The sequence below is a fragment of the Bosea sp. 124 genome (assembly GCF_003046175.1).
Taxonomy (GTDB): domain Bacteria; phylum Pseudomonadota; class Alphaproteobacteria; order Rhizobiales; family Beijerinckiaceae; genus Allobosea.
This window is the reverse complement of sequence record NZ_PZZM01000001.1, coordinates 4,158,599-4,171,846: the sequence shown is the minus strand read 5'-3', so window position 1 is coordinate 4,171,846 and position 13,248 is coordinate 4,158,599. Positions and strand designations below refer to the sequence as shown.

General features: G+C 66.7%; 12 protein-coding genes. 5 read left to right on the top strand and 7 right to left on the bottom strand.

The window, feature by feature from the left end; genetic code table 11:
- Positions 1 to 195 precede the first annotated feature (195 nt).
- Positions 196 to 882: an alpha/beta hydrolase gene (locus tag C8D03_RS19790; protein ID WP_108051840.1), complete on the top strand. Its 687-nt coding sequence runs from the start codon at positions 196 to 198 to the stop codon at positions 880 to 882.
- A gap of 97 nt (positions 883 to 979) precedes the next feature.
- On the opposite strand, the gene C8D03_RS19785 is transcribed toward C8D03_RS19790, so the two are convergent.
- The 6 genes from C8D03_RS19785 to C8D03_RS19760 all read right to left on the bottom strand — a co-directional run bounded on the left by C8D03_RS19785 (position 980) and on the right by C8D03_RS19760 (position 7,733).
- Positions 980 to 2,179, bottom strand: coding sequence for a vWA domain-containing protein (locus C8D03_RS19785; protein WP_108048963.1), 1,200 nt, complete (start codon positions 2,177 to 2,179; stop codon positions 980 to 982).
- A 120-nt stretch (positions 2,180 to 2,299) separates the two neighbouring features.
- Positions 2,300 to 2,677, bottom strand: a complete 378-nt coding sequence (locus C8D03_RS19780) for a nuclear transport factor 2 family protein (RefSeq protein WP_108048961.1) — start codon at positions 2,675 to 2,677, stop codon at positions 2,300 to 2,302.
- A 96-nt stretch (positions 2,678 to 2,773) separates the two neighbouring features.
- On the bottom strand, positions 2,774 to 3,688 hold the full coding sequence (locus tag C8D03_RS19775; protein ID WP_108048959.1) for an AAA family ATPase: 915 nt from the start codon (positions 3,686 to 3,688) through the stop codon (positions 2,774 to 2,776).
- A gap of 140 nt (positions 3,689 to 3,828) precedes the next feature.
- Positions 3,829 to 4,632: an FAD binding domain-containing protein gene (locus C8D03_RS19770; protein ID WP_108048957.1), complete on the bottom strand. Its 804-nt coding sequence runs from the start codon at positions 4,630 to 4,632 to the stop codon at positions 3,829 to 3,831.
- 125 nt (positions 4,633 to 4,757) lie between these two features.
- Positions 4,758 to 7,121, bottom strand: a complete 2,364-nt coding sequence (locus tag C8D03_RS19765) for a xanthine dehydrogenase family protein molybdopterin-binding subunit (protein ID WP_108048955.1) — start codon at positions 7,119 to 7,121, stop codon at positions 4,758 to 4,760.
- Positions 7,122 to 7,220: 99 nt separating this feature from the next.
- The gene (locus C8D03_RS19760) at positions 7,221 to 7,733 is read right to left on the bottom strand and encodes a (2Fe-2S)-binding protein (RefSeq protein WP_108048953.1); all 513 of its coding nucleotides are present in this window, start codon (positions 7,731 to 7,733) and stop codon (positions 7,221 to 7,223) included.
- Positions 7,734 to 8,047: 314 nt separating this feature from the next.
- Here C8D03_RS19760 and C8D03_RS27005 point away from each other — a divergent pair, with 314 nt between their 5' ends.
- Positions 8,048 to 9,406: a methyl-accepting chemotaxis protein gene (locus C8D03_RS27005; RefSeq protein WP_146170237.1), complete on the top strand. Its 1,359-nt coding sequence runs from the start codon at positions 8,048 to 8,050 to the stop codon at positions 9,404 to 9,406.
- A gap of 121 nt (positions 9,407 to 9,527) precedes the next feature.
- On the opposite strand, the gene C8D03_RS19750 is transcribed toward C8D03_RS27005, so the two are convergent.
- A complete protein-coding gene (locus C8D03_RS19750) occupies positions 9,528 to 9,980 on the bottom strand; it encodes a CoxG family protein (protein WP_108048949.1) in 453 nt (150 codons plus the stop codon).
- Positions 9,981 to 10,164: 184 nt separating this feature from the next.
- Between C8D03_RS19750 and pcaB the strand changes: the two genes are divergently transcribed.
- The 3 genes from pcaB to C8D03_RS19735 are packed head-to-tail and all read left to right on the top strand — an operon-like array spanning position 10,165 to position 13,209.
- Entirely contained in the window at positions 10,165 to 11,541 is a 1,377-nt protein-coding gene (gene pcaB, locus C8D03_RS19745; RefSeq protein ID WP_108048947.1) for a 3-carboxy-cis,cis-muconate cycloisomerase, read from the top strand.
- Complete coding sequence (locus C8D03_RS19740; RefSeq protein ID WP_108048945.1) at positions 11,534 to 12,793, top strand: aconitase X; 1,260 nt, start codon at positions 11,534 to 11,536, stop codon at positions 12,791 to 12,793. Before pcaB ends, C8D03_RS19740 begins: the two co-directional genes overlap by 8 nt.
- Positions 12,784 to 13,209, top strand: a complete 426-nt coding sequence (locus tag C8D03_RS19735) for an aconitase X swivel domain-containing protein (RefSeq protein ID WP_108048943.1) — start codon at positions 12,784 to 12,786, stop codon at positions 13,207 to 13,209. The genes C8D03_RS19740 and C8D03_RS19735 overlap by 10 nt, the downstream gene beginning before the upstream one ends.
- Positions 13,210 to 13,248 lie beyond the last annotated feature (39 nt).

Genomic DNA, 13,248 nt, shown 5'->3' with positions numbered 1-13,248 from the left:
CGCCGGATGCCGCCCACCGATATCTTATCCGGAGACAGCTCCCGAAGCGCGTCTACTTAAGCATGGCCACCGCAGCTTTCGAGCATGCGGCGAGGAAAACCGCGACCGCCGCCTCGACCGCCGATGACGATCCCGCTATCGCCCTTGGCAGGACAAGACATGGCAAGGGATTTGGCGGCGAACATGAGCGCGGACATGGCAGGTCGAGACATGGCAAGTCGAGACGGTGACGGCGTCGTGCTTCTGCATGGAATCGCGCGGAGCGCCAGCTCGCTTGCCACACTGGAACATGCGCTGCGCGCGGACGGCTATCGGACGCTCAATCTGGATTATCCCGCCCGCAGCCGATGCATCGCGGACATCGTAGCGGAACTGCATGAGACGATCTCGCGCTTTGGCGGCGAATGCGGTGGCAGGCTTCATTTCGTCACCCACTCCATGGGCGGGCTCGTCGCCCGCGCTTATATCGCCCGCCATCGCCCGGAGCGGCTCGGCCATATCGTGATGCTGGCACCGCCCAACGAGGGCAGCGAAATCGCCGATCTCTTGCGCAACAACGCGCTCTATCGCGGCTTCTTCGGACCGGCCGGCGCCGAGCTCGTGACGGCGAGGCCCGATACGCTCTGCCAGGTCCTGGGAGAGGTGGATTATCCGCTCGGCGTCATTGCAGGCGACCGCTCTCTCGACCCGCTCGCCTGGCTGCTCCTGCCGGGGCCGAATGATGGGCGGGTATCCGTCGAACGCAGCCGCGTCGCCGGCATGGCGGACCACATCACCATCCACAGCACCCACCCGCTGATCATGCGCAACCGTGAGGCGATCGCGCAGACGCGTCATTTCCTGAAGCACGGGCATTTCGAGCGCACCGGAGCAGCGATCTAGAGTCTCGGACCGAAGGCAGAATCCCGTTTTCAGACACATCCGATACCAGAACAAGGCGCTTCGTCGACACCTCGCATCCGGTGGGACGCGCGGTGATCTAGCCCGCTTTCTTCAGCCACTGGCGCGGATCGCTCGCCCGAGTCGCCTGGGGCGACAATGCCGCGCAGAGATCGGCCATCGCCGCGAGATTGTGGATCGGCCGGAACGAATCGACATGAGGCAGCATGGTCCGGATGCCGCTGGCGCGCGCCTCGAACTGGTCGAAGCGCAGCAGCGGATTCAACCAGATCAATTGCCGGCAGGAGCGGTGCAAACGGTCCATCTCGAAGGCGAGTTCGCCGTCCAGATGCCGCTCCAGCCCGTCGGTGAAGAGCAGCACGATCGCCCCGCCGCCGAGCACGCGCCGCGACCAGACCCGGTTGAACATATGCAGTGCCGTCGAGATGCGCGTGCCGCCCTCCCAGTCCGGCGCAGCCTTGCCCGCCAGCGCCAGCGCCTCGTCAGGATCGCGCGCACGCAGCGAGCGGGTGACGTTGGTCAGCCGCGTGCCGAAGACAAAGGACTGCACCCGCCGGCGCTTCTCCGTCACGGCATGCAGGAAGTGCAGGAAGATCCGCGAATATTCGGCCATCGAGCCGGAGATATCGACCAGCGCCACGATCGGCGGGTGCACCTGCGCCCGCTCGCGGAAGGCCAGGTCGATCATTGCCCCGCCCCCCCGCAGCGAACGGCGAAACGTCCGGCGCGGATCGATCCGCGCCGCGAGATGCGCCGGCTGGAAACGCCGCGTCGCGACGAGATCGTCCGGCAGGCTCAGTTCCGAGACGAGCTGCTTGGCCCGGGCGATCTCGGCCGCGCTCATCTGGGCGAAGTCGCGCGATTTCAGCGTCTCCCGGTCGGAGACGGTCAGTTGCGCCGTCAACTCCGTCAGCTCGACCGGCGCATCCTCCTCGCGCCGGGGCGGGGCAAAGGCCTCGGCCACGCGCAGCGCGCCGGCCTCCTCCTTCTGCGGGGCGCTGTCGGCGCCGGGCGAGACCGGCGACATCTGCGCCATGATCTTCTCGATCAGGTTGCGTCGGCGCCAGAACAGCCGGAACGCCTGGTCGTAGACGGCACTGTCCTCATGGCGCTTCACGAAAATCGCATGCAGCGCCCAATAGACATCGTCGCGCTCGCCGAGCGCTCCTTCGGCAAGAGCCTCCACCGCCTCGACCACGGCACCGGGGCCGACGCGCAGGCCCGCTATACGCAAGGCCCGCGCGAAATAGGCGATGTTCTCGGGCAGCTTGCCGGTCATGCCCCTGTTTTACCCGTCATGCTCGCCCTTGTGGCGAGCATCCACGTCTCAATCATAGGTCCCGCCCAGCGAAGACGTGGATGGTCGAGGCAAGCCCGACCGTGACGATGAGAGCAAGCCTCATGGCCCCATCTCGGTCATGAACACCTTCTGCACGATCTGCCATTTGCTCTCGACCTTCAGGAAGGAGAGCAGATCGGTGAAATAGCGCGGCGGCATCTGGCATTTCACCTTCACCAGCGCCAGCGTCGGCCCGACGATGTCGATCGTCAGGATGTGGTCGCCCCGCGTCATGCCGGCAGCCTTCGGCGACGGCCGCTCGCTGACGGCCTTCAGCCACTCGTCGCGCGGCACGATCTTGATCGTGCCGTCCTCCAGAGCCGTCGTCAGCGCGCTGGTCGGATGGAAGGCGTGCTCAAGCTTGGCGACATCGCCCTCGTAGAGCCCGTCGAGATAAGTCCGGGCCACCGCCTCGATCGCCCTGAGATCGTTGTTCATGATCGCTTCTCCGCTGCCCCGCTACGTCCTGGACTCTGTGATGATCGCCCCGCCAGGCATCGTCCTTGATATGGCGCAGGTTCGTCGGCCGGAGGGTCACGCCCGCGCGTCGGACTTCGCCTGATCCAGCAGCTCCTTCACCTTCGAGCCCTGCATGGCCTGGATGTCGTCCTGGTATTTGAGCAAGGCGCCCAGCGTGTCGGAGACCAGCGCGGGATCAAGCGCGACCGCATCGAGTTCCACCAGCGCAGTCGCCCAGTCGAGCGTCTCGGCGACACCCGGCGCCTTGAACAGCTCTTCCTTGCGGATCGCCTGGACGAAGCTGACGACCTGTTTCGCCAGCTTCGCCGGGGCGTGCGGCGCGCGTGCCTTCAGAATCGCGAGTTCGCGGCCAGCATCGGGATAGCCGACCCAGTGATAGAGACAGCGCCGCTTCAGCGCGTCATGGATTTCGCGGGTGCGGTTGGAGGTCAGGATCACGATCGGCGGCTCAGCCGCCTTGATCGTCCCGAGTTCCGGGATCGTCACCTGCGAATCCGCTAGAACCTCGAGCAGGAACGCCTCGAAGGCCTCGTCGGTGCGGTCGAGTTCGTCGATCAGCAGGATCGGCGCGCCGCCCTCCTGCGGCTCCAGCGCCTGCAACAACGGCCGCTTGATCAGGTATTTCTCCGAGAAGATGTCGCCTTCCAGCCGCTCGCGATCCCCGGTCGCACCGCCGGCCTCGGCAAGACGGATCGCCATCATCTGCCCGGCATAGTTCCACTCGTAGACGGCGGATGCGAGGTCGAGCCCCTCATAGCATTGCAGCCGGATCAGCTTCCGTCCGAGCGCGCCGGCAAGCACCTTGGCGATCTCGGTCTTGCCGGTGCCGGCCTCGCCCTCGAGCAGCAGCGGCCGCTTCATTCGAAGTGCCAGGAACAGAACGGTCGCGAGCGCGCGATCCGCGACATAGCCCTGGGACTGAAGCAGGGCCAGCGTCGCGTCGATGGAGGTCGGGAGGGATGTGGGCATGACAACTCGCGTCATGCTCGGGCTTGCCCCGAGCATCTCGTAAACGATGGCAAGAAGGCGCCAGACGAGATGGCTGGGTCAAGCCCGGCCATGACATGGCGCATCACCCTTGCGCGCCTGTGCTGGCTTGCGCTCGTGCGCTACCTCCCCGTCGCCTGCGCCACCGCCTGCTTCGTCATCACCCCGATCAGATGCGCGCGGTAATCCGCATCCGCATGCATGTCGGCATTGATGCCCTTGGCGGTCGCCTTGAGACCCTCGAGCGACTTCGGTGCGAAGCGAGCCTTGAGGGCGGCCTCGGCTTCCGGCCAGCGGAAGACGCCGCCCTCGCCTGCCCCCGTCACCGCGACGCGGATCTCGGCACCGCGCTTGGCGACGAAGACGCCGACCAGCGCATAGCGTGACGCCGGGTTGCGGAACTTGGCGTAACCCGCCTTTGACACCACCGGGAACACCACCTTGGTGATGATCTCGCCCTCCTCCAGCGCCGTCTCGTAGAGCCCGGTGAAGAAGTCGTCTGACTCGATCTTGCGCTTGTTGGTGACGACCGTCGCGCCGAGAGCGAGGCAGGCCGCCGGATAATCCGCCGCAGGATCGTTGTTGGCGACGGAGCCGCCGATAGTGCCGCGATGGCGCACATGCGGATCGCCGATATGCGAGGCGAGCCAGGCGAGGCCCGGAATCGCCTCCTGCACGATCGCCGATTCGGCAACCTCGGCATGGGTCGTCATCGCGCCGATGACGACGGTGCGCCCCTTGCGCGCGATGCCCTTGAGATCGCCGCAGGCGCCGAGATCGACGAGCGCGCTCGGCGAGGCCAAGCGCTGCTTCATCGTCGGCAGCAGGGTGTGCCCGCCGGCGAGGATCTTGGCGTCCTCCTTCCTGGCGAGAAGCCCGGCGGCCTGACGCGCGGAGCCCGGACGGTGATAGGTGAAGGCGTACATGATGTGTCTCCGCTTCGTTCGGGAACCGTCATGCTCGGGCTTGCCCCGAGCATCTCGTCCTGGCAAGCGCTGAGGGCGCCTCACCTCGAGGAGATGGTCGGGGCAAGCCCGACCATGGCGCGTATTCATTCGGCAGCCATTCTCCGGATGCTCTTCTGCGCCGCGCGCCAGACGGCCTGCGGCGTCGCCGGCATGGCGATGTCCTCATGGCCGAGCGCATCGGTGATGGCGTTGATCACGGCCGGAGGCGAGGCGATCGCACCGGCCTCGCCACAGCCCTTGATGCCGAGTGGATTGGACGGGCAGGCCGTGACCGTCATGCCGACATCGAAGGACGGCAAATCGTCGGCGCGGGGCATGGCGTAGTCCATGAAACTCGCGGTCAAGAGCTGGCCGTCCGCATTGTAGCGCGCACCTTCGAGCAGCGCCTGGCCGACACCCTGGGCGATGCCGCCATGGACCTGGCCTTCGACGATCATCGGATTGATGACGTTGCCGAAATCGTCGACCGCCGCCCAGCGCTCGATCCTGGTCACCCCGGTCTGCGGGTCGATCTCGAGCTCGCAGATATGGACGCCGGCCGGGAAGGTGAAGTTGGTCGGGTCGTAGAACGCCCCCTCCTTCAGCCCCGGCTCCAGATCCTGCCCGTTGAACTTGTGCGCGACATAGGCTTGCAGCGCACAGGATCCGAAATCGAGCTTGCGGTCGGTGCCCTTCACCGAGAAATGCCCGTCCGCGAAGTCGATATCGGCCTCGTCGGCCTCCAGCACATAGGCAGCGACCTTCTTGCCCTTGGCGATCACCTTGTCGACCGCCTTGAAGATCGCCGACATGCCGACCGCGCCCGAGCGCGAGCCATAGGTGCCCATGCCCATCTGCACCTTGTCGGTGTCGCCATGGATGATCGAGACGTTCTCGATGGGGATACCGAGTTTGTCGGAGACGAGCTGGGCAAAAGTCGTCTCATGGCCTTGGCCATGGCTATGCGAGCCGGTCAGAACCTCGACCGTGCCGATCGGATTGACCCGGACCTCCGCCGATTCCCACAGGCCGACGCCGGCGCCGAGCGAACCGACCGCCGCCGACGGCGCGATGCCGCAAGCCTCGATATAGGAGGAGAAGCCGATGCCGCGCAGCTTGCCGTCGCGGGCCGAGTCGCGCTTGCGCTTCCCGATGCCCTTGTAGTCGATGATCTCCAGCGCCTTCCTCATCGAAGCGGCGTAATTGCCAGCGTCGTACATCATGATGACCGGCGTCTGGTGCGGGAACTTCTTGACGTAGTTCTGCATCCGGAATTTTGCCGGGTCCTTGCCGAGCTCGCGTGCCGCGACCTCGATCAGCCGCTCGACCACGAAGGTCGCCTCCGGCCGCCCTGCTCCGCGATAGGCATCGACAGGCGCGGTATTGGTGTAGACTGCATCGACCTCGGCATAGATCGCCGGGATGTCGTAGGAGCCCGACAAAAGCGGCGCATAGAGATAGGTCGGCACCGAGGAGGAGAAGGTCGAGAGATAGGCGCCGAGATTGGCCGTCGTCTTGACCCTCAAACCCGTGATCCTGCCCTCCGCATCGGTCGCGAGTTCGGCATGGGTGACGTGGTCGCGGCCATGCGCGTCCGACAGGAACGCCTCGGTGCGGTCGGAATTCCACTTCACCGGCCGGCCGACCTTCTTCGCCGCCCAGACGCAGACCGTCTCCTCGGCATAGATGAAGATCTTCGAGCCAAAGCCGCCGCCGACATCGGGCGCGACCACGCGCAGCTTGTTTTCCGGCGCAATGCCGATGAAGGCCGACAGCACGAGCCGCGCCACATGCGGGTTCTGGCTCGTCGTGTAGAGCGTGAAGATGCCCTCGCCGGCGTCATAGTCGCCGACCGCCGCGCGCGGCTCCATCGGGTTCGGCACGAGGCGGTTGTTGACGATGTCGAGCTTCGTGACGTGCTTGGCCGTCCTGAAGGCGGCCTCGGTCTCGTCCTTGTTGCCGAGATGCCAGTTGAAGACTGTGTTGTCCGGTGCTTCCGCATGGACGACCGTCTTGGCACCTGCGGCGCTGGCCGTATCGACCACCGCCGGCAGCAGGCCGTAATCGACCATGATCGCCTCGGAGGCGTCGCGCGCCTGCGCCAGCGTCTCGGCGATAATGACGGCGACATGGTCGCCGACATAGCGGACCTTGCCCTGCGCCAGAGCCGGATGCGCACCGGCCCGCATCGGCGAGCCATCCTTGTTGTGGATCATCCAGCCGCAGATCAGCCCGCCGACTTTGTCCGCCACGAGGTCGTCGCCGGTATAGATGCCGAGCACGCCCGGCATGCCGGCCGCCGCCTTGGCGTCGATCGACTTGAGCGTGGCATGAGCATGCGGCGAACGCAGGAAATAGGCATGGGCCTGGCCGGGCCGGTTGATGTCGTCGGTGTAGCGGCCCTGGCCGGTGATGAAGCGGTGGTCTTCCTTGCGACGGACTGATGCGCCGATTCCGGTTGCCGACATGAATGTTTCCTCCTCAGCGCGCCTCTGGCGGGCACGTCATGACCTCAAGACAAATCCCGCACGGGATGGCACGGGCCGCGGCGTCTCATTCGCAACCTTTCACTCAGCGGCCTGGCGAGGCGGCTCCTTCTTGTCCATCGACTGGCCGGCCATCGCCTCGGCTCCGGCGGCGACCGCCTTGACGATGTTGTGGTAACCCGTGCAGCGGCAGATGTTGCCGTCGAGGTCCTCACGGATCGTCTTCTCGTCGAGTTCATGGCCGCGGCGGTTCACGATATCGACGGCGGACATGATCATGCCGGGGGTACAGAAGCCGCATTGCAGCCCGTGATGCTCGCGGAACGCCTCCTGCATCGGGTGCAGAGTCCCGTTCGCCGCCAACCCTTCGATCGTCGTCACCGCGGCGCCGTCCAGCGAGACGGCCAGCACCGTGCAGGCCTTCGCGGCCTTGCCGTCGATATGGACGACGCAGGCGCCGCACTGGCTGGTGTCGCAGCCGACATGTGTGCCGGTGAGGCGCAGATTCTCGCGCAGGAACTGCACCAGCAGCGTGCGCGGATCGATCGTCCCGGTGACCGGTTTCCCGTTCACCGTCATTGAAACGGTGGCCATCGTCTTCCTCCTGTGACCCGGGTCTGACGCCCGGCTCGTGACATAACCATTCGGCGCGCTGGAGCGGAGGCTCGCGGCAGGCGCGAACTTCTCCTTGGAACAGCTTTAAACCGAATGTGGACCCGCGTTTTTGCGCGGTCAAGCCGGCGGCACGCTTCCATCGGACCGCTTTTTGCGCCGATTTCGCGCGTTTCGGGTCAAACGTTCCGTTCAGGCGCCACGCCGCGACCTCCGGAGCGACACCGGCGCGCATTCTTCTATTTTTAACCGGCCGGCCCACACCATGGTTTTCCCCGCCAAGGACTCCGGCGTCGATGCACGATCGGCCTTCACTCGCGACTCTCGACCAGATGGGGCGCCGTCTGCGCGCGATCGGCTACGACGAGCGCCAGCGCGCGCGCCTCGGCTTCTACCACACCGAGGTGGGGCGGGTGATCGACGCGATCGTCGAGGAGGATTTCGAGCGGGCGCTCGTGATCAATCCCGGCCTGCGGGAGGCGCTCGAACCTGTCGCGCCCGAGCTCTACGCGGCTGAGAAAGCGCATTTCCGGCATCTGTTCGAGGGCGATTTCGGCGAAGCCTACGCCGCTTCGGCCGAGGCGCTGTGCCTCCTCGAACTGAAGGGAGGAGTCGGCGCCCGCCCGCGCGTCTCAATCTCGCTTGCGCTGATGAACCATCTCAGCCGGAAGTGGCGGCTCGCCCATTTTCTCCGCCCGCGTAAGCGGGCCAACGACCTGTTCGTGATCGAGCGCCTGCTGACCTTCGACGCCAACACCGCCGTTACCATCGGCTACGACATCCGCGCAGCCGAGGCGAAGCGCCGCGCATCGGCCCTTGACGAGGCGACCGCCACGCTTAAATCCCGTATCGGGGGCATCGACGACACGATCAGCGGCGCCGTCGACGAATTTGTCGCTACCGCCAGCGAGACCAGCAAGGCCACGAGCTTCATCAAGGGTACGCTCGGCCATGTCACCAGCGCCTCGATTCTGGTGCGAGAAAAATCGCTCCAGACGGCAGCCGCCACCGAAGAGATGTCCGCCAACATTGCCGAGATCGGCCAGCGCGCCCAGGCGAGCCTGAGGATCGCAAACCGTGCCGTGGCCGACGCTGGCCAGATGAACCAGGCCATTGCGCGCCTGCGCGACGTGACCGACAGCATCGGCACCGTCGTCGGCATGATCGCCGACATCGCCGCCCAGACCAACCTGCTCGCCCTCAACGCCACCATCGAGGCCGCGCGTGCCGGCGAGGCCGGCCGCGGCTTCGCGGTCGTCGCCTCCGAGGTCAAGTCGCTCGCGACCCAGACCGCGAGCGCAACTCAGGACATCGCCGGCCAGATCGCCGAGCTGGCGGCGAGCGCCGAGGCGTGCAGCGCGCATGCCGCCTCCATCGCCGGCACCATCGGCGAGATCCGGCTGGATTCGGAAGCGATCTCGGAAGCCGTCTCGCAGCAGAGCGCCGTCACCGCCGCCATCGCTCGCGACGCCTCGGACGTGGCGCAGACATCCGACGAGGCGATCGCCCGCGCCAATGCCGTCAATGACAGCATCGAGATGACCGCCCGCGCGCTCGACCGCGCCAATGCGGCGGCAGCCGATATCGCGATGCAGGTCGGCGCCGCCGAAACGACGGTCAGCGCCGCCCTGGAGGCGCTTCGCCGGGCATCCTGAATGCGGCTCAGCCCTTGCCGGCCGGGAGCGCCCGGAGGACGCGGCTCAGCCTTCGCTGACCGCGATTGCCCGAAGGACGCGGCTCAGCCTTCGCTGACCGCGATTGCTCGAAGGACGCGGCTCAGCCTTCGCTGACCGCTTTGGCGAAATTGGCGAAGAACTCGTCGGCGAGCTTTTTCGAGACCGAATCGATCAATCGCGAGCCGAGCTGCATCAGCTTGCCGCCGACCTGCGCCTCGACATTGTAGCTGAGCAGGGTCTGGCCATCGCCTGCATCGCTCAGCGCCACCTTTGCGCCGCCCTTGGCGAAGCCCGCGATCCCACCCTCTCCCTCGCCCTGGATGCGATAGCCGTTCGGCGGATCGAGATCGACGAGTTCGACCTTGCCCTTGAAGCTCGCCTTCACCGGCCCGAGCTTCACCTTCACCACCGCCGAGAAATGCGTGTCGTCGTCCTTGTTGAGCTGCTCGCAGCCCGGAATACAGGCCTTCAGGACCTCGGCGTCGTTAAGCTTCGCCCAGACCACGTCCTTGGCGGCGGGCAATGTCACCTCGCCATTCATCGTCATCGCCATGGCGTTCCTCCCTCAGATCCGTACCGCGGCCTTCCCGGCTGTTGCAGCCGGGCATGCCCCAAGTCTACGCTGCCCTGGATTGATCCAAGGCTGTCGCGCCTATCCATGAGCGGAAAGCGCCGACCGGCACAAGAGGACGAAGCGTGACGACCGCCCCCCGCCGCTGCATGACGCCCGCCTCCTGATGATCTCCGCCGCGCCTGGCCTGTTCGGCGAACTCTTCGTCGATTCCGAGATGGCCGCCGTCTTCGACGACCGCGCGACCCTTCAGGGCATGCTCGATTTCGAAGCCGCTCTCGCCCGCGCCGAAGCTGAGGTCGGCGTCATTTCGTTGCAGGCGGCAACCGTGATCGCGACGCAATGCGATGCCGCGTTTTACAATCCGGCAGAGATCGGCCAAGCGGCGACGCTCGCCGGCAACCCGGCCATCCCGCTGGTCAAGGCCCTGATCGCCCGCGTCGCGGCGCAGGACCCGGAGGCCGCCAAATGGGTCCATTTCGGCGCGACCAGCCAGGACGTGATCGATTCTGGCGCCGCCCAGCAGTACAAGTCCGCACAGGAACTGCTGCTGAAGCGCTCGGCCCGGCTCGCCCATGCTCTCGCCCGGCTGGCACGGGCGCATCGCCACACGCCGATGATCGGGCGCACCTTCCTGCAGCAGGCGGTTCCGATCAGTTTCGGCATCAAGGCGGCGCAGTGGCTGAATCCGATCTTGACCTATCACGACCAGTTCATGATCTACGGCACCGTGCCTCACCAGCTCGGTGGCGCGGCCGGGACGCTGGCCTCGTTGGGGGATCGGGCCGAAGCCGTTCTCGAGATCTTCGCCAGGACGATGCCCTCGATCGGCGCGGTATTGTATCCCTCTCACACCGCTCGCTATCGGCTCGTCATGAGCGCAGCCCAGCTCGGCGCACTCGTCGGCCATCTCGGCAAGATCGCCCAGGACGTGGCGTTGATGGCGCAGACCGAGATCGCCGAACTCGCTGAGCCCGAAGCGCCGGGCAAGGGCGGCTCCTCGGCGATGCCGCACAAGCGCAATCCCGTGCTCTGTACCCTGATCCTGTCGGCGGCCAAGCGCGCGCCCGGGCTGGTCTCGACCATGCTCGCCTGCATGCCGCAGGAGCATGAGCGCGCGATGGGGGGCTGGCACGCCGAATGGCGCACCATGGCGGAGCTCTTCCGCCTCAGTGGCGCTGCCCTGAACCAGGCGGTCACCCTGATCGAGGGCCTGCAGGTCTTCCCCGAGTCCATGCGCCGCAACCTCGATCTGACCAATGGCCTCGTCATGGCCGAGCGCGTCTCGCTGGCACTGGCCGAGACATTGGGCAGGAGCGCCGCCCATCATGCGCTGGAAGACGCCAGCCGTCGCTGCGTCGCCTCGGGTCGGCATCTGCGCGAGGTGATCGGCGAGGATCCGGCGATTTCGAACAAGCTCACCCCGGCCGAGCTCGATGCGCTGTTCGACCCCGCGACCTATCGCGGCGCCAGCGACTCGATCATCGACCGCATCCTCGCGCTCTACGAAGAGGAACGGGAACATATGAGCCCCCATGGTTGAACTGACGCAGCAGCAGCAGCACGTAGCGACCGGAGCCAATGGCGCCGGCGCCGCAATGGCGATGCGGATCGTCGCTGACAGCGCACGGCTGATGGGTGCGCCGCGGCTGATTCCCGTCGCCTCGGCCCATATCGACGGGGCGCTCTATCACGGCGATTCGGGCACGCTTTTCGCCGAAAGGCTGGTCGAGGGCGGCGCCCGCGTCGGCATCCGCGCGACGCTGAACGTCGGGGCCCTCACCCCCGCAGGTTGCGCCGCGATCCGGCTGCCGCCGCATCAGCGCGACATGGCGGCCCGCATGATGCGCGCCTATGAGGCGATGGGCTGCGAGCCCTCCTGGACCTGCGCGCCCTATCAGGCCGGGCACCGGCCGGCACAGGGCAGCGACGTCGCCTGGGGCGAATCCAACGCCGTCGTCTTCTGCAATTCGGTGCTCGGCGCCCGCACCAACCGCTATGGCGATTTCCTCGACATCGCCTGCGCCATCGCCGGTGTCGCGCCCGATTACGGGCTGCACCGGCCGGAGAACCGCATCGCGACGCTGCTGATCGACGCGAGTGGACTGAGCCGCGGCCTGCGCGCCTCGGACGTGTTCTACCCCGTCCTCGGCACCATCCTCGGCCGCATGGCGGGCACGGCAGTCGCCGTCATCGAAGGCCTGCAAGGCTGCACGACGGAGGATCGGCTGAAGGCGCTGGGCGCAGCCTCCGCCTCGGCCGGGGGCGTCGGCCTGTTCCATGTCGCGGGCGTGACGCCCGAAGCGCCCGATGCCGCAACGGCGCTCGGCGGCCTGCCGCCCCGCGAAACCCTGATGCTGACGCCCGAGCTTGTGCAGCAGGCCCTGGCCCGGCTCTCCACCAGCGAAGGCACCGAGCGCATCGATGCGGTGGCGATCGGCTCGCCGCATCTCTCGGCGGCCGAGATCGACGAGGTCGAGCGTCGCCTCGGAGGGCGCCGTCTGAAAACACCGCTCTACGCCAATACCGGCCGCCATGTGCTGCGTCCGCTGGAGGCACAGGGCCGTCGCGCCGCGCTGGAGCAGGCCGGCGTGATCTTCGTCGTCGACACCTGCGTCGTCGTGACCCCGATCCTGCCCGAGATCGCGGGCGCGGTGCTGATGACCAATTCCGGCAAGTTCGCGCATTACGCTCCGGGCAACACCGGCTACGCCGTGACCTATGGCTCGCTTGCCGAATGCGTCGAGAGCGCCGTCACCGGCCGGCTCGTCAGGGAGCGGCAGGCATGGTCGTGAACACCCAAGTTCCTGATGCACAGATACTGATTCCCGGCCCGGCGGCCTCAGGGCGCTGCCTTGCGCTGACGGCACCGATCAGTTTCTGGGGCGGCGTCGATCCGCGCTCCGGCACCATCATCGACGCGCGCCATCCGCAGCGCGGCGAGAGCATCGCCGGAACCGTGCTGGCGCTGCCCGGGACAATCGGCTCCTCCTCGGCTTCGGCGGTGCTGCTTGAGCTCGTTCATGCCGGCAAGGCGCCGGCCGCGCTGCTGATGGACGCGCCCGATGCCATCCTGCTGCTTGGGCTGGTGGTGGCGCGCGAAATGGGCTGGCCGACGCCGCCGGCGTTCCGCCTGCCCGCAGCGCAACAGGCATCCCTTGCCGGACGCTGGCTTCAGTTGTCGGCCGACGGCGATATCACCGCAAATTAGGCGCGACGAAAGTTAGGCGCGACATGCAGGGCCAAGGAG

Excerpts from the sequence above, each read along its gene's own strand:
- C8D03_RS27005 (WP_146170237.1), top strand. The coding sequence starts at position 8,048 with ATGCACGATCGGCCTTCACTCGCGACTCTCGACCAGATGGGGCGCCGT.
- C8D03_RS19765 (WP_108048955.1), bottom strand. The coding sequence starts at position 7,121 with ATGTCGGCAACCGGAATCGGCGCATCAGTCCGTCGCAAGGAAGACCAC.
- C8D03_RS19790 (WP_108051840.1), top strand. The coding sequence starts at position 196 with ATGGCAGGTCGAGACATGGCAAGTCGAGACGGTGACGGCGTCGTGCTT.
- C8D03_RS19760 (WP_108048953.1), bottom strand. The coding sequence starts at position 7,733 with ATGGCCACCGTTTCAATGACGGTGAACGGGAAACCGGTCACCGGGACG.
- C8D03_RS19775 (WP_108048959.1), bottom strand. The coding sequence starts at position 3,688 with ATGCCCACATCCCTCCCGACCTCCATCGACGCGACGCTGGCCCTGCTT.
- C8D03_RS19785 (WP_108048963.1), bottom strand. The coding sequence starts at position 2,179 with ATGACCGGCAAGCTGCCCGAGAACATCGCCTATTTCGCGCGGGCCTTG.
- C8D03_RS19750 (WP_108048949.1), bottom strand. The coding sequence starts at position 9,980 with ATGGCGATGACGATGAATGGCGAGGTGACATTGCCCGCCGCCAAGGAC.
- C8D03_RS19770 (WP_108048957.1), bottom strand. The coding sequence starts at position 4,632 with ATGTACGCCTTCACCTATCACCGTCCGGGCTCCGCGCGTCAGGCCGCC.
- C8D03_RS19740 (WP_108048945.1), top strand. The coding sequence starts at position 11,534 with ATGGTTGAACTGACGCAGCAGCAGCAGCACGTAGCGACCGGAGCCAAT.
- pcaB (WP_108048947.1), top strand. The coding sequence starts at position 10,165 with ATGATCTCCGCCGCGCCTGGCCTGTTCGGCGAACTCTTCGTCGATTCC.
- C8D03_RS19780 (WP_108048961.1), bottom strand. The coding sequence starts at position 2,677 with ATGAACAACGATCTCAGGGCGATCGAGGCGGTGGCCCGGACTTATCTC.
- C8D03_RS19735 (WP_108048943.1), top strand. The coding sequence starts at position 12,784 with ATGGTCGTGAACACCCAAGTTCCTGATGCACAGATACTGATTCCCGGC.